The organism is Janthinobacterium sp., from assembly GCF_031995485.1.
Lineage (GTDB): Bacteria > Pseudomonadota > Gammaproteobacteria > Burkholderiales > Burkholderiaceae_D > Janthinobacterium.
On the sequence record NZ_DAMAGB010000002.1, the window covers coordinates 31477 to 55485 of the forward strand.

The window sequence follows — 24009 nt, forward strand, 5'->3', positions numbered from 1 at the left end:
CCAGCAGCATTGCCCTGCAACGCTGCGACAGACTACACTGGCGGCCTTGCCAGCCGCTTTCCAGACTCGAATGATACCAACTTCCGCCCCATTGCGCTTGATTCTTGCATCGAGTTCCGCCTATCGCAAGGAACTTCTGTCACGCTTGCGCCTGCCGTTCGAGGTCGCCGTGCCCGACCTCGATGAAAGCCCGCTGCCCGGTGAAAGTCCCAGCGCCACTGCGCTGCGCCTGGCCCAGGCCAAGGCGCAGGCGGTGCTCGACCGCTTTCCCGGCAGCCTGGTGATCGGCTCCGACCAGGTCGCCACACTCGATGGCGCGCAGATCGGCAAGCCGGGCAACCACGACAATGCCCTGCGCCAGCTGCAGACCATGCGCGGGCGCGAAGTGATCTTTCATACGGCGCTGTGCCTGCTGGACGGCCGCCAGGCGCTCGCCACGGCCGAAGTCGAGGATATCCAGACCCTGGTCACCGTGCGCGACCTGCCGGACGCCGAGCTCGATGCCTATCTGCGCATCGAACAGCCGTACGACTGCGCCGGCAGCGCCAAGAACGAAGGACTGGGCATTGCCATTCTCGACAGCATCAACACGAGCGACCCCACCGCCCTGACCGGCCTGCCGCTGATCGCCCTGACCGGCATGCTGCGCCGCGCGGGCGTGGCGTTTTTTACCATTTAACAAGAATTTTCCATGACCGGCACCCTTTACCTGATCCCCAACCACCTCGGCCTGTCCGACGGCCCGGCCGATGCGCTGGCCCACATCATTCCCGAGCAGGTGCGGCAGATGACCTCGCAGCTCGATTATTTCGTGGCCGAAAACGCCAAGACGGCGCGCGCCTTCCTGAAGCTGATAGCCGCGAAGCATCCTCTGGCCAAACCCTTGCAGGAAATCACGATTTCCGAACTGAACGTCAATACGCCGGCGCAGGCGCTGGCCGGCCTGCTGGCGCCGCTGCTGGCCGGACGCGATGCGGGCCTGGTGTCGGAAGCGGGCGTGCCGGCGGTGGCCGACCCGGGCGCCGACCTGGTGCGCCTGGCGCATCAGCATGGCGTCAAGGTGCGCCCGCTGGTGGGGCCGTCGTCGCTCCTGCTGGCCGTGATGGCAAGCGGCCTGAACGGCCAGAGCTTTGCCTTCAACGGCTACCTGCCCACCGATGCCGCGCTGCGCAGCAAGCGCATCAAGGAACTGGAAAGCCGCTCGCGCAACGAAAAGCAGACCCAGCTGTTTATTGAAACGCCGTACCGCAACGCCGCCATGCTCGAAGCGCTGGTGGCGCAATGCCAGCCATCGACCCTGATCTGCGTGGCGACCGACCTCAGCCTGGAGACGGAAAGCATCCAGACCCACAATGGCGGGCAATGGAAGAAGCTGCTGGCGGCCGGCAAGGCACCGGACTTCCACAAGAAGCCGACCGTATTCCTGCTGCTGGGCCAATAGATTTAATGCACCGTCCTGGAGATGCCGTGCACGTAATCGTTGACCCAGGCATAGGCGGCCACCTGGATCGCCGTCAGCTCGCTTTCCGACAGGTGCAGCTGTTCCAGCATGGCCATGGTGGCCGGGCCGCCGTCGGCCTGTTCGACCTGCTCGACCAGCGCCAGCATGCTGCCCAGCTCGCCATGGCGGAACAGCAGCGCGTCGCTGACCTTGCTGTTCACGCGGATGCTGCTGATGACTTCACTCATCTGCATGGAGAACAGCGTGTCCATCAGCGACATGATGCCCACCGTAAAACCGATGTCCGCATATTGATGCTGGCCCGGGCGCAGTTTTTCCGTCATCAGTTCGAGCAGCTTGCCGCGCGTGGTGGCCAGTTGCAGCAGCGGCGAGGTGAACTGTGCCGATGTCCCCGGCTTGACATATAGCAAGATCTGCAGCCAGCGCTGCAACTGGCGCCGCCCCAGCAGCAACAAGGCCTGGCCCAGGGTATCGACGCGCACGCCGCCGCTGACGGCCGGCGTATTAACCAGGCGCAACAGGTTCAGGCTGATCATGGCATCATGCTTGATGCAGCGCTCCAGTTCGCGGTTGTCGGCATTGCCCTGTATCAGTTCGAGCAGGTGCAGGATGGCCAGCTCGGAGGCCGACATGCGCTTGCCGCTCAGAATCACGGGCCGCGCAAAATAATAGCCCTGAAAAAAATCAAAGCCGAGCGCCAGGCACTGCTCGAACTGCTGCACCGTCTCGACTTTTTCGGCCAGCAGTTTTTTGCGCGACACCGCCAGCACCCGCGCCAGCCGCGGCAATTCATCGGGCGCCAGCTGGGCGATATCGACCTTGATCACATCGACCAGCGGCAGCAGCTGCTGCACGTCGGCCGTATCGAGCACCACGTCGTCGAGCGCAAAGCGAAAGCCGGCGTGGCGCAGCTCGCTGATCCGCGCCAGCAGGGCCGGCGTGGGACGCACAGTTTCCAGGATTTCCAGCACCACGCGGTGATGCGGCAGGAAGCCGATGAAGTCGCTCATCAGCGCCACCTCGTCGACATTGATAAAGGCCAGCTGCAGCCCTACCACCTGCTCCATGCCCAGGTCGGACGCGTGCGCGATCACGGTGGCGGTCGCGGCGACGGGATCGCCGACAATCACCGCCTGGTTCTCGGCGGTGCCGCGAAACAGCAGTTCATAGGCGACCAGGCGCTGGTCGCGGTTCAGGATGGGCTGGCGGGCGAGAAAGAAATCGTGCAGCGAAGAATTCGCCGTTGGCAAGGAAGTATTCATGGAACAGCCCGTGTATGAGGGCCGCCTTCAGGCTGCGGCAGGGCCTGGGCCGGCGCTTGCCGACCCGCACCCAGTATAGTCCCGCGCCTGGTAAAACTATGTGCTACAGCGCACGCTGTGCGCCGCGCAGCCTGATCAGACGCGGCGCGTGCCGGTATTCCTGACGCCGCCCTTGCCCGTTTCCAGCACGAATTTGGCGCCGTCATCGCGGCCCAGCACCTTGACCAGATAGGGCATGACTTCGCGCAACATCGGTTCCAGCGTGTACGGCGGGTTGAGGATGAACATGCCGCTGCTGTGCAGGCCGAAGCCATCCGGCGACGGCGTGTTGACGGTCAGGGTCACGTGCAGCCACTCGGTTGCCGGCAGCTGCTTGAGCTTGTCGGCGAACTGGCGCGATTCCATGCGCTGCAGCACCGGATACCAGACCGCATAGATGCCCGATGGAAAGCGCACCAGCGCGTCGGCCAGCGTGTCCTTGACCTTGCGGTAGTCCATCTTGTCTTCATACGGCGGGTCGATCAGCACCAGCGCGCGGCGCGACGGCGGCGGCAGCAGCGCTTTCAGGCTCTGGAAGCCGTCGGCCTTTGTGATGATGACGCGCTTGCCGCGCACGGCCGGACGCTCGCCCTGGGCCAGCGCATGCGCTTCGACCTTGCGGAAATTGTCGGCCAGGATCTTGGCGTCGGCCGGATGCAGCTCGAACAGGCGCAAACGGTCCTGCTCGCGGCTGACCTGGTCGGCGCAGTACGGCGAACCTGGGTAGTAGCGCATCTTGCCGCTCGGATTCATTTCCTTGATCAGCTTGAGATACTCGGCCAGCGAGGCCGGCAGGTCGGTACGGTCCCACAGCGGGGCAATACCGGTCTCGTACTCGGCGTTTTTCGAGGCATAGCCGCCGTCGAGCGCATACACGCCGGCGCCGGAATGGGTATCGATATAACTGTAGGCGGTATCTTTTTGATTCAGGTACTGCAACAACTGAATCTGCACATAATGCTTCAAGACATCGGCGTGATTACCCGCGTGAAAGGCGTGGCGGTAACTCAACATAAGCTGGCAATTCCATAAAATAAAGTAAATGTGGGGCTGCGCTTACACCGGGCAGAGCATGGAAACAGACTGGGAGGGTCAGGCTGCCGGACCAGGAAACAGCATGGACCAGCGTAATCAGCGCGCAATTACCAGCATTATCCACCAGAAACTGCCCTGGTATCAAAAAACCGCTCAAACCAGCCCGGCAGTTGCCAGGACGGCCCGGCCCCGGCACGGTAGAATACGCGCATCGGCGCAAGCGCCATCTGCACACAATGCTACCAAGACATGCATAGCCTGACCTTAACTACCGACAACCGCGCCGAGATCGCGGCACAGCTGGCCGGCCCGCGCTGGATCGTGGCCTGCCTGTGCGCGCAGTGGTGCGGCACCTGTGCCACCTACCGCAATACGTTCGAGGAACTGGCCGCGCGCCATCCGGACAAGCTGTTTGTCTGGGTCGATATCGAAGACCAGTCCGACGTGGTGGGCGAGCTCGATATCGAGAACTTCCCGACCCTGCTGATCCAGCAGGACGATCATGTGGCGTTTTTCGGCACCGTGCTGCCGGACGGCGGCCTGGCGCACCGCATGGTGCAGGCGCAGCAGGCATTGAGCGCGCATGAACTGGCGGCGCTGTCGACCAGCACCGAAGAGCGGCGCAGCTGGCAGCGCGACAACAATCTGCGCAGCATGCTGGCAGCCGCCTGAGCCTTTTAGCCCAGCCGCAAAGGCAGGCTGCGCAGCCGTTTTCCCGTCAAGACAAACAGCGCATTGGCTACCGCCGGCGCAATCGGCGGCGTGCCGGGCTCGCCGACACCTTCGGGATGGGCGGCGCTGGCGATAATGATGGTCTCCACCTGGGGCGCCTGCCCCATGCGCAGCACCGGATAGTCGTGGAAATTGCCCTGCTCCACCCGCCCTTCCTTGTAAGTGATCTCGCCGCCCAGCGCCGCCGACAGGCCGAACAGCACGCTTGACTCCATCTGCTGCGCGATAATGTTCGGATTGACGGCAATCCCGCAATCGATGGCGCATACCACGCGCCGCACGCGGATTTCGCCGTCTTCCAGCGCCACCTGTGCCACTTGCGCGACAATGCTGCCGAACGACTGGTGCAGCGCCACGCCGTGCGCATGGCCGGGCGGCGCAGTGCCGGCGCGCGCCACGGCGGCGTCCAGCACGGCCAGGTGGCGCGGATGGCTGACCAGCATGGCGCGGCGGAAGGCGACGCTGTCCTTGCCGGCAGCATGCGCCAGTTCATCGATAAAACTTTCTTTGAAAAACGCATTGTGCGAGTGGCCCACCGAACGCCAGTAGCCGACCGGAACCAGGCTGTCGGCAATCACATGGGCGATGCGCTGGTTGGCGATCTCGTAGGGCATGTCGAATTCGCCCTCGGCCGTGGTCTTGTCAGGCCCCATGCCGGGCAGGCCGAAATTGCGCTGCAAATACTGGTGCGTGATCGAGGCGCTGACCGATTTGTTGTCCCAGGAGGCGATGCGGCCCTGCGCGTCAAGCCGCGCGGCAAAGCGCGCCCGCGCGGCTGGCCGGTACATATCGTGCATGGTGTCCTGTTCGCGCGTCCAGATCAGCTGCACCGGCGCGCCATCGCACTGCAGCGCAATGGCCACCGCCTGCGCCACCATGTCCACTTCCAGCCGGCGGCCGAAACCGCCGCCAAGCAGCAGCACCTCGATCGTGACATCTGCCGCGTCGACGCCGGCCACCCTGGCCGCCACGTCCACCGCAATGCCCGGCGCCTGGGTCGAGGCCCACAGATGCACCTTGCCGTCCCTGACCTGTGCGGTGCAGTTGACCGGCTCCATTGCGGCATGGGCCAGGAACGGTGCGCTGTATTCGGCCTTTACTTCGCGCAGCGCCTGGGCCTGTTTGCCTTCCACCTCCCCGCTGGCGTGATACACATGGCCGGATTCGGTGTCGAGCAGCGTGGCGAACTGCGCATCAATGTCGGCGCTCGACAGCTTCGATTGCGCACCGGCCCGCCACTGCGTGGGCAGCACGGCAGCGGCCTGTTTGGCGCGCCACCAGGTATCGGCCACCACCGCGGCGCAGGACTCGCTGCGCTGGCCCAGCGCCGGCGTCAGGTCCAGCACTTTTTTCACGCCCGGCATCGCCAGCACCGGCGCGGCATCGAACGAGGACAGCGTATCGCCGAGCCGGCGCGGCAGGTGCAGCGCCGCGTACAGCATGCCCGGCGGGCGGGCATCGATGCCGAAGATGGCGCTGCCATCGGTTTTCGACGGCGTGTCCGTGCGCGGCGTGGTCTTGCCGATCAGTTTGAAGTCTTTCGGCGACTTGAGCACCGGCGCGCCCGGGTCCAACGCGGCCGCCTGCCGCGCCAGGCTGGCGTAGCTGGCGCGCCGTCCGTCCGGATGGACCACCTCGCCTGCTTCGGTGCGGCATCGGGCTGCCGGTACCTGCCACTGCGCCGCCGCGGCCTGCAGCAGCATGGCGCGCGCGCAGGCGCCCGCTTCGCGCATCGGCTGCCAGCCATCCTTGATGCTGGACGAACCGCCGGTAACGATCACGCCCAGTTCGCGCGCCGCCTTGATGACCGTCCAGTGCGCCAGCTTTTTCAGCGTCCCCTGGTCGTCCGGATGGAACGGCAGGCCGTCGGCCAGCATGGCGAGATTGCCGAAGATCTTGTCGATCGGCGCCTGCATCAGGCTGATCGATGCGAGCGGCACGTCGAGTTCCTCGGCCACCAGCATGGCCAGCGCCGTATGCACGCCCTGCCCCATTTCGCTGCGCGGCATGGCCAGCACCACCCTGCCGTCCGGCCGGATCGCCAGCCAGCCATTCAGCGCCACGGCGCCATCCTCGAGCGGCAGCGGCGTGCTGCCATGCAGGCGCTGGCGCGGCGGCAGCACGCCCCAGCCCAGCACCAGCGCGCCGGCGCCGGCCACGCCCAGGCCCAGGCCTTTGAGCAGAAAGCGCCGGCGTGCGGTCGGTGTGGAGTCAGCCATGGATGTCCCGTCTTGTATAAATCAGTTGTCGCGCCAGCGTTCAAACATGTCCTGCGCCAGCACCGGCTTGCTGTAAAAATATCCCTGCGCCAGTTTGCAGCCGTGGCGCAGCAGGAAGGCGGCCTGCTCCTGCGTCTCGACGCCTTCGGCAATTACCGACAGATGCATGCTCTTGCCGAGCTGGATGATGGCGATCGCGATCGCTTCGTCGTTGGCGTCGGTCGAGATATCCTTGATGAAGGAGCGGTCGATTTTCAGCGTCTGCACCGGCAACTGCTTCAGGTAGGCCAGCGAGGAATAGCCGGTGCCGAAGTCGTCGATGGCCAGCCCCACGCCGATCGCGTGCAGGTCGTTGATGAAGCCGAGCGCGTCGCCCGTGTTCATGATCACCGACTCGGTCACTTCCAGCTGCAGGCGCTGCGGCTCGAGTCCGGTTTCCGCCAGAATCGCGGCGACCATGCCGGCGATGCTGCCGCGCTCGAACTGCTTGACCGACAGGTTGACGGCAATCTTCGGCACGCGCAGGCCCTGCTCCTGCCAGCGCATCATCTGGCGGCACGCCTCGTCGAGCACCCATTTGCCCAGCTGGTTGATAAAGCCGCTGTCTTCGGCCAGCGGAATGAAACGCGCCGGCGCAATCAACCCCAGCTCGGGATGGTTCCAGCGCACCAGTGCCTCGACGCCGACCAGGCGGCCCGTGTCGATTTCCACCTGCGGCTGGTAGTTGAGGAAAATCTCGTTCTTCTCGATCGAGCGGCGCAAAAAGGTTTCCAGGCGCAGGCGCTCGATGCCCTCGCCCGTCATCGACGGCGCATAGAAGCGGTAGCCATTGCGTCCGCGCGCCTTGGCCTGGTACATGGCCACGTCGGCATTGCGGATCAACATGTTCAGGTCCTGCGCATCGCCAGGGAACAGGCTCACGCCCACGCTGCAGGTGACGAACAATTCATGGCCGGCCACCAGGAATGGCTGCTCGAACATGGTCACCAGTTTTTCCGCCACCTGGGTCGCACCATACTGGCCATCGACTTTTTCCAGCAGCACGATGAATTCGTCGCCGCCCAGGCGCGCCAGCGTGTCGCCGTCGCGCAGGCGGGCCGACAGCTGGGCGGCCACCTGCTGCAGCAATTCGTCGCCGATATGGTGGCCCAGCGTGTCGTTGACGTTCTTGAAGCGGTCCAGGTCGATGAACAGGATCGCCAGCTGCTCCTCGTCGCGGGTGGCGCGCTGCAAGGCGTGCTGCAGGCGGTCGTGGAACAGCAGCCGGTTCGGCAGCGCAGTGAGCGGATCGTGGTGCGCCAGGTGGTCGAGCTTTTCCTGCGCCTGCTTGATGACGGTGATATCGCTGCACACGCCCACGTAATGGGTGGTCAGCGCGCGCGTATCGCGCACGGCGCTGATGGTCAGCCATTCCAGGTAGATCTCGCCGTTTTTCCTGCGGCGCCAGATCTCGCCGCGCCAGAAACCGGAGGCGATCAGTTCATCCCACATGGTCTGGTAGAACAGCTCATCGTGGCGCCCGGAGCGCGTCAGCGAGGAATGCTGGCCGACCGCTTCGGCCTCGGTATAGCCGGTGATCTGCGTAAAGGCGGGATTTACGGCGACAATCACGCCCTCGATGTCGACCACCATCACGGCGTCGGCGATATGTTCGAGCACGGTGGCCGACAGGCGCAGTTTTTCCTCGGCTTCCTTGCGCGCGGTAATGTCGGCATACACCCAGATGCTGCCTTCGCCGGGACGCAGCGGATCGAGCGCACAGCCGCTGACCAGCGCCCAGAACAGGCTGCCGTCCTGGCGCCGGTAGTGGCGCTCTTCGCTGAAGTCGCCGCCGGCCGCCAGCGCCGGGTACTGGCGCTCGCCCGCTTCCTCGAACTCATACTGGGTCGGGAACACGATGGCGGTCGAGCTGCCCGTCATGCCGCCATGGCCATAGCCGAACAGCTCTTCGCAGCGGCGGTTGACGGAGACGATGCGGCGGTTGCGCACGAACATCACGCCGAACATTACATTGTCGAGAATCGCGCTCTGCTCGGTCAGCAGGGCCTCGATGCGCATTTCATGGTGCTTGCGCTGGCTGATGTCGGCGATGATGCCGTCCACCCACACCAGGCCCTGCGGCCCGGCCTGCGGCTGGCCGTTCTCGGCCACCCAGCGCTCGGTGCCGACCGCGTCGATGATGCGGTACTCGAGTGCATACGGCTGCATCGCGCCCACCGCCTGCTTGACGGCGCGCCGGTGCATGCGGCGGTCTTCCGGACAGATCAGGTCGACCCAGGCGTGCGTGTTGCTGCGCATCAGCTGGCTGGCCGTGTAGCCAACGATCTCTTCGATCGCATCGCTGATGAAATCGATGGGGCCGTCGGGCCGGTAGCGGAACACGGCGCCCGGCACCTGCGTGACGATGGTGCGAAAGCGCTCTTCGCGCTGGCCGATATCTTCGAACAGCTGGCGGATGGCGGCGCGCATCTGTTCGAGCTGCGCGGCCAGCCGGCCCAGCTCGTCGTTGCCGCCCGCTTCCAGGCGCGTGTCGAAGTCCCCATGCGAGAGGCGGTCGGAAAAGCGCATCAGGCGGCGCAGCGGTCCCAGCAGGCGGCGATTCATGAACAGCACGATCAGCGCCATCGATATGGCCAGTTGCGCGCCAAGCACGAAAATATAGGCGATCTGCTTTTCGCGCAGTTCCTGCTGGCTGCGCGCATCGTCCATCTCCACCACCACATGGCCGATGCGCTCGCCGCGCACGGCGATATCGCGTTCGGCCCGGTAGACATTGCCGACCGGGCGCTGCGGCGCCTGCAGGCGCATGAATTCCGTGTCGGCCTGGCCCACCACCTGCACCAGCAGCACGGCGCGGTCGCGCATCACCGACTCGACCAGCGACTGGGCCGATTCGGCGTTCATGTTCCATAACGATTCCTGCATGCCCAGCGCCAGGATGTCGGCATTGCGCTGCAACGCTTCATTCAGGCTGGTGCGCGCCGACTGGCGCTCGTGCACGCCGACCAGCAGATAGCTGCCGATCAGGGCCGGCACCACCAGGCCGCCCAATACCACCAGCAGCAGCGCGCCATAGATCGACGAGCCATACAACGTACGGAGGCTGGACAGCCAGCGGCGAAAGGGGGAATTAGCCATGCAGGCACGGTACTGTAAAGGTCATGCAAGCGGTCATCGGGCTTTACGGGGGATTCAGGCGGCGGGAGGAATTTTCTAACGGCAATTATGCATGCAAAATGCACAGAAAGTCACATCTACCCGCATTGCCGCCCTGAATCTGTACCAGAAACCACACGGCCCAGCAGAAATGGCCGCGCCTTGCTATCATCGCGCCACTTTATATAGAGGAATAACCATGACCTTCTCCATCCACTCCGCATCGATTCCCGTCTTCAAGCAAATCCTGGGCAGCCTGGCCGCTATCCTGGACAAGGCAGAAACGCATGCGCAGGACAAGAAAATCGATCCGAACGCGCTGCTGCAATTCCGCCTGTTCCCGGACATGCTGCCCTTCGTGCGCCAGATCCAGATCGCCACCGATTTCGCCAAGGGCTGCGGCGCGCGCCTGGCCGGCGTGGCCGTGCCGCCGTATGAAGACACCGAACAAAGCTTTGCCGAACTGAAAGCGCGCATCGTGAAAACCATCGCTTTCCTGGAAAGCCTGCCGCAAGCCGACATCGAAGGCAGCGAAACGCGTGCGATCACCACCGGCAGCGGCGAAAAGACCAAGCACTTCACGGGCCAGACCTATCTGTTCCACTACGCGCTGCCGCACTTCTTCTTCCATGCGACGACCGCATACGACATCCTGCGCCATAACGGCGTCGAAGTCGGCAAAAAAGACTTTATCGGCAGTTATTGATAGCAAGGGGTCGGACCCTTCGGGTCTGACCCCGGCAGTTGCCTGTGGGTTGAAAAATCACGTATTCCGGCGCGGATACCCCTGCGCCAGAATACGCACCCACACGACTTCTTTCTGCTCCGCCGTCATCGACACCCAGTGCGCCACCTCGACCACGCTGCGCCCGCAGCCGCGGCAGATTTCATCGAAGGTGGTCGAGCACACGGCCACGCACGGCGTGTCGGGACGCTCGGGCAAATCAGCTGGCACCTCGTCAGCCATCTCAGCCTGCCTTCGCCAGGCCGAGCTTTTCCCAGCCCTCAATCCCCAGCTTTTCCAGGGTGGCGATATTCTTGTCGAAAATTTCCGACGCTTCCGGGAACGCTTCCACGGCGCGCTCGATGCTGTCTTCGCGCAGCAGGTGCAGGGTCGGATACGGCGAGCGGTTGGTAAAGTTGCTGATGTCGTCCTCGAACGTTTCCGCAAACTGATAGTTCGGATGGAAACTGGCCACCTGCAATTCTCCCGCCAGATGCATGTCCTCCACCGCCGCGTCGGCCACGTCGAGAAACTCGTTGTAGTCGAGGAAATCGTTCAGCGTATACGGATGGATCAGCAGGGTCGTGTCGATCTGTTCCGGGCTGGTATCGGCCAGCGTCTGCAGTTCGTCCATCAGCATCGCCAGCAAATCCTCGGGATTGCTCGAATCGCAGACCACGTAGCGGATCTGTTTTTTCACGTGCACGGCCTTGGCGAACGGGCACAGGTTCAGGCCGATCACGGCTTTTTCCAGCCAGTCGACGGTGTTGGCGATAATGACGGCGTGGTCGTCGTCGTGGCGCGGCGGGGTATTCATAAGCAGGACTCTCTATCGATGAAGGTGGCCGGCAAGTAGCCGCCGGCCAAAGCCAAATTGTACGCACTCTTTGCGCAAGCTCATACCCGGTGGCTGCCAAGCTTGCGCCAGGCCCTGCCCTGCCTATGCTATAAAGACGGCCGAATCTGGCTGCGGGCAAATTTTATTGGTCATAATGGCATTACTGACGAATGGAAACTTAGTTTGTTCTGCCAACTTCGACAAGTTTACTGTCATCCAGCTGACATAATTCTTGACTCCGGCATGTGGATATACGTACACTCGCTGCTTGCTCATGGGTCAGTCCGATGTTTCTTCGACGACAACAATGGAACACTATGCACGAAAACTCCTTTAAATCTACCGCCCTGGCGGCAATGGTCCTGGCCCTGGCGCCAGCCCTCAGCCAGGCGTACGAAACCGGTGTTGAGAGCGATAACGCACCAGTCGCCAGCAGCGCACCTGCCTTGATTCCACTGACCGCCCAGGTCACGGCCAAACTCCCCACCCTCGACAACCGCCTGCAAAAGACCGATCGCCTGATGAAAAATCTCAGCGACAGTTCCGATCCGCTGCGCGAAGCCGATGTCTGGGGCCGCATCCGCAGCGGCTATGCGATTCCCGATATTAACAACCAGCTGGTTGCCAACCACGTCAACTGGTATGCCACCCGCCCCGACCATCTGGCCCGCACCACCGCGCGCGCCTCGCGCTATATCTTCCACGTGGTGCAGGAACTGGAAAAACGCGGCATGCCGACCGAACTGGCCCTGCTGCCATTTATCGAATCCGCCTTCAACCCGCAGGCGTTTTCGAGCGCCAGTGCGGCGGGCCTGTGGCAATTCGTGCCGGCCACCGGACGCGATTTCAACCTCAAGCAAACCATGTTCAAGGACGACCGCCGCGGCGTGATCGCCTCGACCGATGCGGCGCTGACCTATCTGCAGCGCCTGTATGACATGTTTGGCGACTGGCAGCTGGCCCTGGCCGCCTACAACTGGGGCGAAGGCTCGGTGCAGCGCGCCATCAAGAAAAACCAGTCGCTGGGCAAGCCGACCGACTTCGAAAGCCTGGCCGATCTGATGCCGGCCGAGACGCGCAACTACGTGCCCAAGCTGCAGGCGGTGAAAAACATCATCGCCAATCCGGCCCAGTATGGCCTGAGCCTGCCGGTGGTCGACAACCAGCCCTACTTCACGGCGATCGACAAGACCAGCGATATCGACATCACTGTCGCGGCCCAGCTGGCCGAGCTGTCGACCGACGAATTCAAGGCGCTGAACCCGCAATTCAACCGCCCGGTCATCATCGGTGGCGAAAAAACCAAGATTTTGCTGCCGCAGGAAAACGCCGCCAAGTTCACCACCAACCTGGCGCAATGGGGCCATGCCTTGTCGAGCTGGACCACGCACAAGATCACCAATGCGCGTGAACGCATCGAAACGCTGGCGTCGAAATTCGGCACCACGGCCGACGTGCTGCGCCAGGCAAACAATATTCCCCAGCGCATGCGCCTGCGTGCCGGTTCGACCATCCTGGTGCCGAAGACTTCGGCCACGATGAACATGAACATCACCCAGGAGATCGCCGACAACGCCACCATGCTGTTCGAAGCGGACCGTCCGGAACGCGTGCTCAAGAACGTGCGCCGCGCCGCCAAGGGTGGCAAGGTAGAGGCACCGATCTCGCTGGTCAAGCCGCGCATCCAGCGTGGCGGCGGCAACAGCCGCGCCAAGGCACGCCACTGATCACTGCCTGACACATCATCGCTGCCCCGCCGGCCGCCACAGCTTAGCTGTCGCGGCCGGTTTTACATTGCCTGGCCAACTTACACAAGTCATCGCGGCGTTTTTGCAAATCATTTTGCAAATCATGGCCGATTATCGCGAAGCAGACTGATGCAGTGATGATCCGCACTCCCCGGTTGTCACTTGACAACCCAAGAAGATCGAACTACATTGGAGATATGCCATGGCTCGCTCCCCGCATCCCAAAAAGGACATCGAAGCGGCGCTGCGCCACGCGGAAAGCCAGGGCTGGCGCGTGGAAATGGGGGGCAGCCATGCGTGGGGCAAGATGTATTGTCCCTGGAACGATGCCGAATGCCGCTGCGGTGAATTCTGCATCGCCTGCATCTGGAGCACGCCGAAAAATGCCACCAATCATGCACGCGCGCTGCGGCGTGTCGTCGATCACTGTACCGCGCAGAAGGTGATCCTCGATATCATGCGCAAGGCCAAGGGGTAAACAAATGGACTATATCTTCACGCTCAAGTATCGCCTGCCCGACGAAGGCGCCGACCTCGACGCCGTGGCCGAACGGCTGGGAGCCGGCGGCTGCGACGACGCCTTGCCGGGCCTGGGCCAGGCAGGGCGGGTGGCGCTGGAATTCACGCGCGACGCCGCCAGCGCGCGGCAAGCCGTTCTCAGCGCCATGGCCGACGTCAAGGCAGCGCTTCCCGAAGCGCAACTGGTCGAAGCCTCGCCCGATTTTGTCGGCCTGACCGACGTGGCGCAGGTGCTGGGGCTGTCGCGGCAGAACATGCACAAGCTGATGAACAAATACCGCCACAGCTTTCCCTCGCCCGTGCATGAAGGCAGCACCACCATCTGGCGCCTGGCGCAGGTGCTGTCCTGGCTGCAGGCCAGGGGCAGCTACGAACTGCAAGACAGCCTGATCGAACTGGCGCAGGCAACCATGCAGGTCAATCTGGCCCGGGATGCGGCCATGGCGGCGCCGCTGCCTGCCGATATCGTTGCCATGCTGCGCTAACAGGTAACTGCGTTGTTTTTTGCTGCTGGAAACGACACGTTGCCATACTTGCCGCACCGAATGCGATTTAGACCGTGCAGAACCGTGGAAAATACGGTATAGTGTCGTTGTGCGCTGCAATATGTTCCCTGCCGCAGCTAATGCACTATAAATTTAGCAGCTTCGCAAGCCTTAGCGCATCCTCACGATGCCGCTTATTAAAGCCCTCCCGCCTTGTGTGTCGCACCTGACACCGTCCCGGCGCAAAGCTTTTGTGCCGAAATTTCTTTTTAGTTGAGTCATTTCGTTTTGGTTGGCGTTGCTATTTTGCGTTCTGCTTTTTGCAAGAACGCTGATTTTCACGAAAGAAAAAGAATGACATTTGAATCCTTAGGCCTGCATCCGTCCATCATCGCCGCTCTGACCGAATCGGGCTACACCGCGCCAACCGCGGTACAGTCGCAAGCGATTCCTGCCGCGATCGAAGGCCGTGACCTGCTGGTCTCGTCGCAGACCGGTTCGGGCAAGACCGCGGCATTCATGCTGCCGTCGCTGCACAAACTGGCCAGCGCCGAACAAAGCGCCGCCGGCAAGACGCCGAACCAGGAAATGCAAGCTTCGCGCGCCCGCGGCGAGCGTCCACGCTTCAAGGCTGCCCAGCCAAAAATGCTGGTGCTGACCCCGACCCGCGAGCTGGCCCTGCAAGTGACCACCAATACCGACAAGTACAGCACCGGCATCCGCCGCATCAAGGCTGTGTCGATCCTGGGCGGCATGCCTTACCCGAAACAGATGCAATTGCTGGCCAAGAACCCGGAAATCCTGGTCGCTACCCCAGGCCGTCTGATCGACCACATGGATTCGGGCAAGATCGACTTCTCGCAACTGGAAATCCTGGTGCTGGACGAAGCTGACCGCATGCTGGACATGGGCTTTATCGACGACATCGAAAAAATCGTTGAAGCAACGCCAGAAGGCCGCCAGACCATGCTGTTCTCGGCAACGCTGGACGGCGTCGTTGGCAACATGGCGCGCCGCATCACGAAAAACCCGCTGGTCATCCAGGTGGCAAGCTCGAGCAACAAGCACGAAAACATCACCCAGCGCGTCCACTTCGTCGACGATCTGTCGCACAAGAATCGCCTGCTGGATCACCTGCTGCGCGACGAGTCGCTGGACCAGGCCGTGGTGTTCACCGCTACCAAGCGTGACGCCGACACCATCGCCGACCGTCTGAACATCGCCGGTTTCTCGGCTGCCGCCTTGCACGGCGACATGCATCAGGGCGCGCGCAACCGCACCCTGGACGGCATGCGCCGCGGCCAGGTCAAAGTGCTGGTTGCCACCGACGTTGCCGCCCGCGGTATCGACGTGCCGACCATCACCCACGTGTTCAACTACGACCTGCCGAAGTTCCCGGAAGACTACGTTCACCGCATCGGCCGTACCGGCCGTGCTGGCCGCAATGGCCTGGCGATCTCGCTGGTGAACCACGCTGAAAGCATGAACGTCAAGCGCATCGAACGCTTCACCAAGCAACTGATCCCGGTCAACGTGATCGAAGGCTTCGAGCCGAAGAAAACCGCTTCGGCACCACGTTCGAGCGCCCGTCCAGGCGGCTGGAAACCAGGCGACAACCGCGGCGGCGCGAAACCGGGCCAGCGCACGTTCAGCAAGCCAGGCGCGCCACGCAAGGAAGGCGCACCGAGCGCCGGCGGCGGCTACAAGGGTTCGAACCCGCGCAGCACCGATGGCGCACGCCGCAGCTACGGCGACCGTTAATCACGGATCGCTCCAGCTTGGCTAGCGAACAATAGAAAACGGCCACCAGATCACTCTGGTGGCCGTTTTTTCATATCTGAATCAGATCTATTTTTTCGACACTTTCTGGCGCGACATCTTGCGCAATTTTGCCTGCTCGAAACGCACCTTCTGTTCCGGCGTTTCCAGCACCAAGGGCGGCACGGCCACCGGCTTGCGGTTGGCGTCCACTGCCACCATCGTGAAATAGCAGCTGTTGGCATGGCGCACCAGGCGCTGCTGGATATTTTCCGTCACCACGCGGATGCCCACTTCCATCGAAGTCGTCCCCGTATAGTTGATCGATGCCAGGAACGTGACCAGTTCGCCCACGTGGATCGGCTGCAAAAACATTACCTGGTCGACCGACAATGTCACCACATAGCTGCCCGAATACCGGCTGGCACAGGCGTAGGCAACACTGTCGAGGTATTTCAGGATGGTGCCGCCGTGCACGTTGCCGGAAAAGTTGGCCATATCGGGCGTCATCAGGACCGTCATCGTCAGTTCGTGGGCCGACCAGTTCATCGCACTGTCCAAAGTGTTCTCCAAAGGGGAAAAGTAAAAAAGTGAGGGGGATGTGAAAACCGGCCCCAGGGGCCGGTGAAGGACCTTACAGGCCCAGCGTGTCGATGTCGGCCAGCGAGTCGCGGCCCTTGTCGGAGATGTCGTGACCCTCGCCGTCTGCGCGCGCCACGATATGGGCTTTCTTGCCCAGGAAGTAAGCCACATCGGTATCGAGTCTGGTCAGCGGATCGGCGGCGACAGCGCGCAAGCCCATGATGCAGCGGCGCAGGAACAGCAGTTGCTGTGCTTTTTCGGTGATGGACAGACGGCCATCCCGGGCATAGCTGAGCAGCTTCAGGCCGGACAGGCGCTTGGCATTGCGGGCCACGCAAGCGCTCGGGCGCTCGGTCTTGATGCCGCGTGCAACTTGCTCCAGCGCGTCATATTCATCGGTTGTTAATTTCTCGTTCTTCATTACTTTTCCATAAAAGGCCAGGTGTTCGGCCCCCATGGTACGCGCCCCGCTGCGCATCGGCAACAGGCAAGCTGATTCAGTGACTGCACGGCATGCGTGCAGCCCCCTGAAATAGCGCGCAGGCGCTGCTTATTTGAAGCCGCGCAGCAGCAACCAGGCCAGGCCGCAGCCGGCCACGGCGCCCGTCAAGGCCAGCGCCAGCAAGCTCTTGCTGTCCAGCGCAGTGCGGCGGCCCAGGTAGATTTTGTTATGCAGTGAATTGCCCATGATGCTCTCCTGTACCAGAATTATTGTGATGTCTCATTATAAGAACAGAATCATGACGACCGCGTGACACACAGCAGTTCACTGCTGCTTTGTGTGTGCCAGCCAACATTTTCCGCCACTGCTGTTGTTTTATTGGCGCACCCTCCCTCCGGCGGCGTTCACTGCATCTTGACGGGTGGCTGCGGCGGCGTCGGTTCTTCGATCGGCACCGGGTCGACGTCGGGCATTTTTTCCGGCGGCGGGGTCAGCGGATCGCCTTCCGGCGGCGGAACGTTGTCGGGTTCCGGGGTGCTGTGTGCATGCAGATCGGGTTTGCGGTTCAGTGTGTTCATGGCTGCCTCCTTTGGCCCCTACTGTAACGCAGGCTAAAAAATCATGGCGCTCAAGAGTGCCAGGGGAACCAATCGGCACCCACACGCTCCAACTTTGTCATGGGACAAACGGAGCACTGATGGGCCGCAAGAAAATTTTATTTATCGCCGAGGCAGTCACGCTGGCCCATGTGGGCCGTCCGCTGACCTTGGCGCAGGGTCTGGACGACAAGCAATACGAGGTGCACTTTGCATGCGCGGACGGCTACGATTTCTGTTTCCAGGATGCGTCGCTGCGGCGCTCGCGCATCACCAGCATCGCGCCGCGGCAGTTTTTGCAGGCGCTGGCGCAGGGCAAGCCCGTATATGACGAAGCAACGCTGCAGGCCTATGTCGACGACGACCTGCGCCTGCTGGACCTGATCAAACCCGACCTCGTGATCGGCGACTTCCGCCTGTCGCTGTCGGTCAGCGCCCGATTGCGCCAGATCCCCTACATCACCATCAGCAACGCTTACTGGAGCCCCCACGTGCGCCAGCACTACACGGTGCCCAGCCTGCCGCTCACGCGCATGCTGCCCATCTGGCTGGCCAATCCCCTGTTTCGCCTGATCCGTCCCCTGGCCTTTGCCAGCCATGCGGTACCGCTGAACCGCGTACGCCGCCGCCATGGCCTGGCGTCCCTGGGCAGCGATTTGCGCCGCACCTACACGGACGCCGACCAGACCCTGTATGCCGACATCCCGCAGTTGTTCCCCCCGCATGACATGCCACCCCACCATGGCTACCTGGGCGCCGTCATCTGGGCGCCGCCGATGGCGCTGCCGCCCTGGTGGCAGCGTCCGGAACTGGATCAGGACAGGCCGCTGATCTACCTGACGCTGGGCAGCTCCGGCCAGGCACAACTGCTGCCACGCGTGCTCGATGCGCTGGCGGCGCTGCCGGTGACCGTAATGGCCGCCACGGCAGGCGCCATCGAACTGGGCAGCGTGCCGTCCAATGCCTTTGTCGCCCCCTACCTGCCCGGCGACGCGGCGGCGCGGCGCGCCAGCTTGGTGATCTGCAACGGCGGCAGCCCCACCAGCCAGCAGGCGCTGGCGGCCGGCGTGCCCGTGATCGGCATCGCCGGCAATCTCGATCAGTTCCTGAACATGCATGGCGTGGCGGCGGCCGGCGCCGGCGTGCTGCTGCGCGCCGACCGTTTTCAGGAGGCAAGCTTGCGTATGGCCGTCACGCGCCTGCTCGCGGACGAGCGGGCCCGGCAAGCTGCGCAGCAACTGGCGACGGCGTTCCACGGCTATGCGCCCGATGCACGCTTGCTCAGCCGCATTCACGCCCTGCTGCCCTGAACCCGACTGGCAGCATGGCCTGCAGCGCGTCGGCATTTTTTACAACTGCGCGCGCAATTGCCGGAAAAAATCAGTCAATCTTCCGCAGGCCCTTGATTTACAAGCAAATCCGCAGCTTGGCATGGAAGTCGCTAGTAACGTGCATGAGCACCTGCCGACAGGACTCTGACCAGACTTCGCAATTCCATCCACTCATGCTGTGAGGTAACCCAAATGAAAATGTCTCAACTGAAACTGCTCCCCGCTGCGGCAGCGCTGGCCATGCTGTGCGCCGCCGGCGGCGCCCAGGCTGGCGCGTATGGCTACTCCTACGACAATATCTTCGGCCTGACCATTTCCAATCCGACCGGCGTCGTCACCGTGGCCAGCACCACCAACATCTCGCGCAGCACCTCGACCCTGAACGGCGTGAGCGTAATCAATGGCGGCTCTGGCATACTTGACTCGCCACAATCGGCGGTCGGCGCCGTCACCAAGGGCCAGAACGACTTCACGCAGCAAGGCCCGACCGGCACCTATGCGCGCGGCGACGCCCAGATCGTCAGCACCCAGTTCCCGCCCTTCCCCGCCGGCGCGACCAGCACCCAGGCCGTCAATGTGGCCGAAGCCCATCTCGATACGGCCGGCACCGCCGACGCATCGGGCCGCAACGGATCGACCACCGGCTTCTCGGTCAACTTCGTGGTCGGCTCGCCGACTGCCACGCTGGCCTTCAATTTCCTGGCCGCGCCCTTCATGCAAGTGTTCCTGAACAGCGACGTGGGACTGGGCTCGTCGTCGACGGCCAACCTGGTGGTGACCTTCAGCATCACCAACGCGCTCGGCGCCACCGTGTTCAACTGGGCGCCGGACGGCCTGGTCGGCTCCGGCATCACGGGCGGCACGGAAACGGCCGATGCGGCCAACCTCAATACCAACCTGTCGACCAACTTCCTCACGCGCGGCACGCTGTTTACCTATGACCCGACCGGTTGCGGCGCGCCGACCGGCACCGGCATCGGCACCGCATGCGGCGGCACCTTTGCGGCACTGACCAATGCACTTGCCGCCGGCAGCTATACGCTGACCCTGAACGCCGTGGAAAGCGTCGACCTGGTCAAAGTGGCTGCCGTGCCGGAACCAGGCACCCTGGCCTTGCTGGGACTGGGCCTGGCCGGACTGGGCTACGCCAGCCGCCGGAAAATCAAGGCTTGAGACGACAGGTGGTACTTGCGGCGAGGGCCATCCCTCGCCTTTTTTCCACTGCCACGGCAACCATCACTGTCGGCATTTTTTACACCAGGCAGCCGCAGCACAGCAAGGATAGACATGAAACGATTTTCGCGACCACTCACGTCCCTCATGCTGGCCGTGGCCTGCGTGTTGACGGCCGGCGCCAGCGGCAGCGTCCACGCCTCGGCGTACGGCTACTCCTACAATAATATCTTTGGCCTGACCATCAGCAACCCGACCGGTTCGATCTCGGTGGCCGGCAATACCGATATCTCGCGCGCGACCGCCACGCTGAATGGCGCCAGCGTTATCCGGGGCGGCAACGGTTTTGTCGATGCACAACAAGCGGCATTGGGCGCGGTGACGCATGGGCAAAACAATTTCACGCGGCAGGGCTTGGGCAGCACCTCCTATTCACGCGGCGATGCGCAGATCATCAGTTCGCAAATTCCGCCATTCCCACCGGGCGCGACCAGCACCCATTCGGTCAATGTGGCCGAGGCTTTCATGTTCGATACGGGCAGTGCCGATGCCTCGGGACGCAATGGCTCCAATACCGGCTTATCGGTCAACCTGGTGGTGGGTGCGCCGGGCGCCACCATCCTGTTCAACTTCCGGGCGGCGCCCTTCATGCAAGTCTATCTCGATACGCTGGCCGGACCCGGTTCCGCGTCCACCGCCAATATGTCGGTGAGCTTTACCATTACGAATGCGCTGGGACAAACTGTTTTCAACTGGTCGCCGGACGGCACCGTCGGTTCGGGCATCTTCCGCGGCACGGAACTTGCCGATGCTGCCGACCTGAACCTGAGCTATTCCGCCAATACGCTGACTGCCGGCAATCTGCTGACCTACGATCCCCTCGGCTGCGGCGCGCCGACCGGCACCGGTACCGGCACCAGTTGTGGCGGCATGTTTACCGCCCTGAGCAATAATCTGGTGGCCGGCAACTATACGTTGACACTCAATACGGTCAACAGTGCGGACCTGAACATCATACCGCGCGTGGTACAGGTCAGCGAGCCGGGCACACTGGCGCTGCTGGGACTGGGGCTGATCGGCCTGTGCCTGCAACGCCGCAGGCACTGACAGACGCCACAACAGCCTGCAATCAGGCAGCTGCCGTCGCGCCCGCCGCCTTTTTCAGCAGGCGCGCGGGTATGCCGCCCCAGACTTCGCCCGCGCCCACCACGCTGTCCTTGGTCACCACGGCCCCGGCCGAAATAATGGCGCCGTCGCCGATGGTCACGCCCGCCATGATCACCGCGTGCGCGCCGATGGTCACGCCGTCACCGATCACGACGCGCTTCAATTCCAGCCGCTCGCCTTCGATCACATGCGCAAACACCACGGCGTCGTGGCCGACGATGGCATTGCTACCGATCGTCGTCAACGGCGGATCGAGCAAGGCGCCAGCGCTGTAGGTGTTCGATCCCAGCCGCGCGCCGAGCGCCAGGTAGACCAGCCGCATCAATGGCAAGGGAATGATGTGCGTGCGGATCAGCGAATTGAACAACAGCAAATAAAACAGGATATTGAGGTTGGCGGCAAATTCGGCGCGCGAACCGGGTGCGGCGCTGCCCTCATGCAGCGGCCACAACCGCAGGCACAGGCGGTACATCGCAAACGCCCACAGATAGCTCAGCACGAGCGTGGCGGCGAGCAGCACCACGCCGCGGAAGTCTCCCAGCGGCACCGCAGCGAGCAGCCAGGCGGTGCTGGCAATGCCCAGCAGCAGTATCGATGCCAGCAGGCACAGGAAGACCACGATTTCGGTTGCGCCGATCTTACGCATGGGTCGACTCCGCCACCAGCAGATCCTTGAGCGGGCGGCGCAGCGACCGGGCGTCAGCCGGCGGCCCGGCGCCGATGCGGCCCAAAAAGACGGCCCGTTCACTGACCGTGTCGCCGAGCAATTCGCGGGTTTGCACGGCCAGTTCCTGCGCAAGCTCCTGCAAGCCGCCGGTCCGCGAAAAAACGCGCCGTTCGCGCACGTAGCGGGCAAAGATCAGCGGCGTCAGTTCCGGCTGCAACTGCAGACCCAGTTCGGTGGCCGTCAGCCAGAAGCGCTGCATGGCGCGTCCGGCAGCCACGTAGTCGTCGATGTGGCGTGGCGGCGCTTCGGCCAGCAGCGCAAAATGCGCGGCGCAATACCAGCCCGGCAGCAGATCCATCTGCAGGCGCGGCGCCAGCGTGCCGGCCAGCCAGGTATTGAAGAAATCCACGCGGCGCCAGCTGCGCATAATCCAGCGCATCAGTTTCGCCGTCATCGGATCGACACCCAGCGCCTGGTCGGGAATCCGGTCGGCGCTGAAGCGCGCGTTCCATTCGATCACGTCGCGGTGCACCTGGTGCGCTTCGGGCATGATCAGGCGCAGGCGGGCGTTATTGAACATCAGCCGTGCGCAGGCGAAGCGCGTGCGCGCGCCTTCGAGCCACAGCACGCCGTAACCGGGCGGCAAGCTGGCGGCCAGCGCCGCCTTTTCGCTGACACGCAGGCTGCGCGTGCTGAGCCGGCGCCGCTGTACGCTGCGCCGTGGCAGCAGCGCCGCCAGCGGATCGGGCGGCATGCCGGGGGCGTCGACAAATACGGCGTCAAACGTGGGCAGGTGATCGGGCATGCCGGTGCGCCGCTGCGCCTCCATGCGCAAGCCATGGCTGCTGGCCGCCAGCGCCATGCTTTCCAGCAACGCCCCCAGCGACAGCTGGCTGGGATGGCCATCGAGGTCATACACGCAGTGCGAGCGCGTATCGAAGCCATGTACCACCACATGGCGCGGTCCGCGCACTGCAAAGCGCCAGGGCTGGGTGTTGTCGCCGCTGGGCGCCCAGCGCGCCTGCTCCAGGATGGCGGTCAAGGTGGCGTCGATCGGATGGTCAGCATGCATTTACGCTCCCTGCGCGGCGCGGCGCCGCTTGATGATATGCATGGCCAGGCGCTGCAGCGGATGGCGGTTGCCGCCCGGACGCCATGTATGCACCAGCTTGTTCCGATAAGCATCGAAATGCATGCCATGCGGCGCGGCCCACACCTTGCCGCGTCCCAGCAGGATCTTCAGCGCTTCGGTGGCTGCGGCGCCGGCGCACAGCTGGCAGCCCATGATGGTCGATGGCCCGCGCCGCTCCTTGAGGTTGATGGCGGACGGATCAACCAGATACGGGCCGTGTAGCCCGGCGGGCGCCAGGCCGACCAGGAAACGCAGGGCTTTTTCCTCTTCCGGCAGATCGCCCCAGCCGAAGTATTCCTCGAACGTCATCTGGCCTGGCAGGAAACTGAGCACGGCCGTGCCCATGCCCAGCGGTGCGGCCGTGATGGCCGGGATGCCCAGTTGCGCGCACATGGCGAACGTGGACTGGCGCGCCGGAAAGGCAAAGAAGTCGAGGCCGTCGACGTACAGGTCGACGCCATCGAAGAAATCGGCCAGGTTGCCGTCATGGATGCCGTCCGGGAACAGCTTGAGGTCGAGTTCGGGATTGATGTCGCGCGCCATCCGCGCCAGGACATCGGCCTTGGGCTGGCCCAGGGTCGATACCATGGCGCCGGCCTGGCGGTTGAAGTTGGCGATATCGAAGGTGTCGAAATCGGCAAGATGAAATGCGCCGATGCCCAGCCGCGCCAGCGTCAGCAGATGCACCCCGCCAACGCCGCCCATGCCGGCGATGGCCACCCGCTTGCCGCGCAAGCTGTCCTGCTCTGCCCGGGTGACCCAGCCCAGGTTGCGGGCAAATGCCGCGTGATACGAAAAACCGTCTGTCATGCTCACCTTTCCTGACGTCCAACAAGGGACCAAAAAAGTGAGACAAACATTCAAATCAAAAGTTCCCGAAAAACATAAAAAAACTTGCTACGGATCCAATCTGACTTGAAAAACAAGATGTTAAAGGCAAGA

At 63.2% G+C, this 24009-nt stretch carries 24 protein-coding genes; 11 read left to right on the top strand and 13 right to left on the bottom strand.

Translation table 11 applies throughout. The annotated features are described in order from the left end of the window. Positions 1 to 70: 70 nt before the first annotated feature. Together RTQ46_RS01800 and RTQ46_RS01805 are read left to right on the top strand one after the other, a co-directional pair. Complete coding sequence (locus RTQ46_RS01800; RefSeq protein ID WP_312434223.1) at positions 71 to 679, top strand: Maf-like protein; 609 nt, start codon at positions 71 to 73, stop codon at positions 677 to 679. A 12-nt stretch (positions 680 to 691) separates the two neighbouring features. After that, positions 692 to 1441 carry an SAM-dependent methyltransferase gene (locus tag RTQ46_RS01805; RefSeq protein WP_312434224.1) on the top strand — a complete coding sequence of 250 codons (750 nt, stop codon included), beginning with the start codon at positions 692 to 694 and terminating at the stop codon, positions 1439 to 1441. Positions 1442 to 1443: 2 nt separating this feature from the next. On the opposite strand, the gene RTQ46_RS01810 is transcribed toward RTQ46_RS01805, so the two are convergent. Next, complete coding sequence (locus RTQ46_RS01810) at positions 1444 to 2724, bottom strand: EAL and HDOD domain-containing protein (RefSeq protein WP_312434225.1); 1281 nt, start codon at positions 2722 to 2724, stop codon at positions 1444 to 1446. A 135-nt stretch (positions 2725 to 2859) separates the two neighbouring features. After that, positions 2860 to 3777 carry a 23S rRNA (adenine(2030)-N(6))-methyltransferase RlmJ gene (locus RTQ46_RS01815; protein ID WP_308925536.1) on the bottom strand — a complete coding sequence of 306 codons (918 nt, stop codon included), beginning with the start codon at positions 3775 to 3777 and terminating at the stop codon, positions 2860 to 2862. A gap of 270 nt (positions 3778 to 4047) precedes the next feature. Here RTQ46_RS01815 and RTQ46_RS01820 point away from each other — a divergent pair, with 270 nt between their 5' ends. After that, positions 4048 to 4470, top strand: a complete 423-nt coding sequence (locus RTQ46_RS01820; RefSeq protein WP_312434228.1) for a thioredoxin family protein — start codon at positions 4048 to 4050, stop codon at positions 4468 to 4470. 5 nt (positions 4471 to 4475) lie between these two features. Here RTQ46_RS01820 and RTQ46_RS01825 read toward each other — a convergent pair whose 3' ends face one another. After that, positions 4476 to 6749, bottom strand: coding sequence for a xanthine dehydrogenase family protein molybdopterin-binding subunit (locus tag RTQ46_RS01825; protein ID WP_312434229.1), 2274 nt, complete (start codon positions 6747 to 6749; stop codon positions 4476 to 4478). 21 nt (positions 6750 to 6770) lie between these two features. Beyond that, positions 6771 to 9887, bottom strand: coding sequence for an EAL domain-containing protein (locus tag RTQ46_RS01830; RefSeq protein WP_312434230.1), 3117 nt, complete (start codon positions 9885 to 9887; stop codon positions 6771 to 6773). A 217-nt stretch (positions 9888 to 10104) separates the two neighbouring features. On the opposite strand from RTQ46_RS01830, the gene RTQ46_RS01835 reads away from it, so the two are divergent. Continuing rightward, positions 10105 to 10611 (top strand): DUF1993 domain-containing protein, encoded by a 507-nt coding sequence (locus tag RTQ46_RS01835; RefSeq protein ID WP_312434231.1) that lies wholly within the window; start codon positions 10105 to 10107, stop codon positions 10609 to 10611. 57 nt (positions 10612 to 10668) lie between these two features. Here RTQ46_RS01835 and RTQ46_RS01840 read toward each other — a convergent pair whose 3' ends face one another. Beyond that, a complete protein-coding gene (locus RTQ46_RS01840; RefSeq protein ID WP_312434233.1) occupies positions 10669 to 10872 on the bottom strand; it encodes a DUF1289 domain-containing protein in 204 nt (67 codons plus the stop codon). 1 nt (position 10873) lies between these two features. Continuing rightward, positions 10874 to 11446 (bottom strand): DUF1415 domain-containing protein, encoded by a 573-nt coding sequence (locus tag RTQ46_RS01845; RefSeq protein WP_312434234.1) that lies wholly within the window; start codon positions 11444 to 11446, stop codon positions 10874 to 10876. A 338-nt stretch (positions 11447 to 11784) separates the two neighbouring features. Between RTQ46_RS01845 and RTQ46_RS01850 the strand changes: the two genes are divergently transcribed. The 4 genes from RTQ46_RS01850 (at position 11785) to RTQ46_RS01865 (ending at position 15980) form a co-directional block, all read left to right on the top strand. Beyond that, the gene (locus RTQ46_RS01850; protein ID WP_312434236.1) at positions 11785 to 13194 is read left to right on the top strand and encodes a transglycosylase SLT domain-containing protein; all 1410 of its coding nucleotides are present in this window, start codon (positions 11785 to 11787) and stop codon (positions 13192 to 13194) included. 223 nt (positions 13195 to 13417) lie between these two features. Beyond that, positions 13418 to 13693 carry a hypothetical protein gene (locus RTQ46_RS01855; RefSeq protein ID WP_312434238.1) on the top strand — a complete coding sequence of 92 codons (276 nt, stop codon included), beginning with the start codon at positions 13418 to 13420 and terminating at the stop codon, positions 13691 to 13693. A 4-nt stretch (positions 13694 to 13697) separates the two neighbouring features. After that, positions 13698 to 14219: a DNA-binding protein gene (locus RTQ46_RS01860; RefSeq protein ID WP_312434239.1), complete on the top strand. Its 522-nt coding sequence runs from the start codon at positions 13698 to 13700 to the stop codon at positions 14217 to 14219. 354 nt (positions 14220 to 14573) lie between these two features. Continuing rightward, positions 14574 to 15980, top strand: coding sequence for a DEAD/DEAH box helicase (locus RTQ46_RS01865; RefSeq protein ID WP_312434240.1), 1407 nt, complete (start codon positions 14574 to 14576; stop codon positions 15978 to 15980). Positions 15981 to 16067: 87 nt separating this feature from the next. Here the strand turns inward: RTQ46_RS01865 and RTQ46_RS01870 are convergent, their stop codons facing one another. The 4 genes from RTQ46_RS01870 to RTQ46_RS01885 form a co-directional block, all read right to left on the bottom strand. After that, positions 16068 to 16526 (bottom strand): acyl-CoA thioesterase, encoded by a 459-nt coding sequence (locus RTQ46_RS01870; RefSeq protein ID WP_312434241.1) that lies wholly within the window; start codon positions 16524 to 16526, stop codon positions 16068 to 16070. An 85-nt stretch (positions 16527 to 16611) separates the two neighbouring features. Further along, entirely contained in the window at positions 16612 to 16980 is a 369-nt protein-coding gene (locus tag RTQ46_RS01875) for a hypothetical protein (protein WP_312434242.1), read from the bottom strand. A gap of 129 nt (positions 16981 to 17109) precedes the next feature. Continuing rightward, positions 17110 to 17247: a hypothetical protein gene (locus RTQ46_RS01880; RefSeq protein ID WP_312434243.1), complete on the bottom strand. Its 138-nt coding sequence runs from the start codon at positions 17245 to 17247 to the stop codon at positions 17110 to 17112. A 158-nt stretch (positions 17248 to 17405) separates the two neighbouring features. Continuing rightward, positions 17406 to 17579, bottom strand: coding sequence for a hypothetical protein (locus RTQ46_RS01885; protein WP_312434244.1), 174 nt, complete (start codon positions 17577 to 17579; stop codon positions 17406 to 17408). A 119-nt stretch (positions 17580 to 17698) separates the two neighbouring features. Here RTQ46_RS01885 and RTQ46_RS01890 point away from each other — a divergent pair, with 119 nt between their 5' ends. The 3 genes from RTQ46_RS01890 to RTQ46_RS01900 all read left to right on the top strand — a co-directional run bounded on the left by RTQ46_RS01890 (position 17699) and on the right by RTQ46_RS01900 (position 21208). Continuing rightward, a complete protein-coding gene (locus tag RTQ46_RS01890; protein ID WP_312434245.1) occupies positions 17699 to 18907 on the top strand; it encodes a glycosyltransferase in 1209 nt (402 codons plus the stop codon). 213 nt (positions 18908 to 19120) lie between these two features. Beyond that, complete coding sequence (locus RTQ46_RS01895; RefSeq protein ID WP_312434246.1) at positions 19121 to 20101, top strand: EDSAP-1 family PEP-CTERM protein; 981 nt, start codon at positions 19121 to 19123, stop codon at positions 20099 to 20101. A 114-nt stretch (positions 20102 to 20215) separates the two neighbouring features. Beyond that, positions 20216 to 21208 carry an EDSAP-1 family PEP-CTERM protein gene (locus RTQ46_RS01900; RefSeq protein ID WP_312434247.1) on the top strand — a complete coding sequence of 331 codons (993 nt, stop codon included), beginning with the start codon at positions 20216 to 20218 and terminating at the stop codon, positions 21206 to 21208. Positions 21209 to 21230: 22 nt separating this feature from the next. Here RTQ46_RS01900 and RTQ46_RS01905 read toward each other — a convergent pair whose 3' ends face one another. Genes RTQ46_RS01905 through RTQ46_RS01915 form a run of 3 tightly spaced genes read right to left on the bottom strand, consistent with a single transcriptional unit; the run spans position 21231 to position 23877 of the window. Further along, complete coding sequence (locus RTQ46_RS01905) at positions 21231 to 21914, bottom strand: acyltransferase (protein ID WP_312434249.1); 684 nt, start codon at positions 21912 to 21914, stop codon at positions 21231 to 21233. Then, positions 21907 to 23007 (bottom strand): nitroreductase family protein, encoded by a 1101-nt coding sequence (locus tag RTQ46_RS01910; RefSeq protein ID WP_312434250.1) that lies wholly within the window; start codon positions 23005 to 23007, stop codon positions 21907 to 21909. The genes RTQ46_RS01905 and RTQ46_RS01910 overlap by 8 nt, the downstream gene beginning before the upstream one ends. Beyond that, entirely contained in the window at positions 23008 to 23877 is an 870-nt protein-coding gene (locus RTQ46_RS01915; RefSeq protein WP_312434251.1) for a ThiF family adenylyltransferase, read from the bottom strand. Positions 23878 to 24009: the final 132 nt, after the last annotated feature.

What these genes read in the sequence shown, in the direction of transcription:
- RTQ46_RS01800 (WP_312434223.1), top strand. Translation starts at nt 71, where the DNA reads ATGATACCAACTTCCGCCCCATTGCGCTTGATTCTTGCATCGAGTTCC.
- RTQ46_RS01805 (WP_312434224.1), top strand. Translation starts at nt 692, where the DNA reads ATGACCGGCACCCTTTACCTGATCCCCAACCACCTCGGCCTGTCCGAC.
- RTQ46_RS01810 (WP_312434225.1), bottom strand. Translation starts at nt 2,724, where the DNA reads ATGAATACTTCCTTGCCAACGGCGAATTCTTCGCTGCACGATTTCTTT.
- RTQ46_RS01815 (WP_308925536.1), bottom strand. Translation starts at nt 3,777, where the DNA reads ATGTTGAGTTACCGCCACGCCTTTCACGCGGGTAATCACGCCGATGTC.
- RTQ46_RS01820 (WP_312434228.1), top strand. Translation starts at nt 4,048, where the DNA reads ATGCATAGCCTGACCTTAACTACCGACAACCGCGCCGAGATCGCGGCA.
- RTQ46_RS01825 (WP_312434229.1), bottom strand. Translation starts at nt 6,749, where the DNA reads ATGGCTGACTCCACACCGACCGCACGCCGGCGCTTTCTGCTCAAAGGC.
- RTQ46_RS01830 (WP_312434230.1), bottom strand. Translation starts at nt 9,887, where the DNA reads ATGGCTAATTCCCCCTTTCGCCGCTGGCTGTCCAGCCTCCGTACGTTG.
- RTQ46_RS01835 (WP_312434231.1), top strand. Translation starts at nt 10,105, where the DNA reads ATGACCTTCTCCATCCACTCCGCATCGATTCCCGTCTTCAAGCAAATC.
- RTQ46_RS01840 (WP_312434233.1), bottom strand. Translation starts at nt 10,872, where the DNA reads ATGGCTGACGAGGTGCCAGCTGATTTGCCCGAGCGTCCCGACACGCCG.
- RTQ46_RS01845 (WP_312434234.1), bottom strand. Translation starts at nt 11,446, where the DNA reads ATGAATACCCCGCCGCGCCACGACGACGACCACGCCGTCATTATCGCC.
- RTQ46_RS01850 (WP_312434236.1), top strand. Translation starts at nt 11,785, where the DNA reads ATGCACGAAAACTCCTTTAAATCTACCGCCCTGGCGGCAATGGTCCTG.
- RTQ46_RS01855 (WP_312434238.1), top strand. Translation starts at nt 13,418, where the DNA reads ATGGCTCGCTCCCCGCATCCCAAAAAGGACATCGAAGCGGCGCTGCGC.
- RTQ46_RS01860 (WP_312434239.1), top strand. Translation starts at nt 13,698, where the DNA reads ATGGACTATATCTTCACGCTCAAGTATCGCCTGCCCGACGAAGGCGCC.
- RTQ46_RS01865 (WP_312434240.1), top strand. Translation starts at nt 14,574, where the DNA reads ATGACATTTGAATCCTTAGGCCTGCATCCGTCCATCATCGCCGCTCTG.
- RTQ46_RS01870 (WP_312434241.1), bottom strand. Translation starts at nt 16,526, where the DNA reads ATGAACTGGTCGGCCCACGAACTGACGATGACGGTCCTGATGACGCCC.
- RTQ46_RS01875 (WP_312434242.1), bottom strand. Translation starts at nt 16,980, where the DNA reads ATGAAGAACGAGAAATTAACAACCGATGAATATGACGCGCTGGAGCAA.
- RTQ46_RS01880 (WP_312434243.1), bottom strand. Translation starts at nt 17,247, where the DNA reads ATGGGCAATTCACTGCATAACAAAATCTACCTGGGCCGCCGCACTGCG.
- RTQ46_RS01885 (WP_312434244.1), bottom strand. Translation starts at nt 17,579, where the DNA reads ATGAACACACTGAACCGCAAACCCGATCTGCATGCACACAGCACCCCG.
- RTQ46_RS01890 (WP_312434245.1), top strand. Translation starts at nt 17,699, where the DNA reads ATGGGCCGCAAGAAAATTTTATTTATCGCCGAGGCAGTCACGCTGGCC.
- RTQ46_RS01895 (WP_312434246.1), top strand. Translation starts at nt 19,121, where the DNA reads ATGAAAATGTCTCAACTGAAACTGCTCCCCGCTGCGGCAGCGCTGGCC.
- RTQ46_RS01900 (WP_312434247.1), top strand. Translation starts at nt 20,216, where the DNA reads ATGAAACGATTTTCGCGACCACTCACGTCCCTCATGCTGGCCGTGGCC.
- RTQ46_RS01905 (WP_312434249.1), bottom strand. Translation starts at nt 21,914, where the DNA reads ATGCGTAAGATCGGCGCAACCGAAATCGTGGTCTTCCTGTGCCTGCTG.
- RTQ46_RS01910 (WP_312434250.1), bottom strand. Translation starts at nt 23,007, where the DNA reads ATGCATGCTGACCATCCGATCGACGCCACCTTGACCGCCATCCTGGAG.
- RTQ46_RS01915 (WP_312434251.1), bottom strand. Translation starts at nt 23,877, where the DNA reads ATGACAGACGGTTTTTCGTATCACGCGGCATTTGCCCGCAACCTGGGC.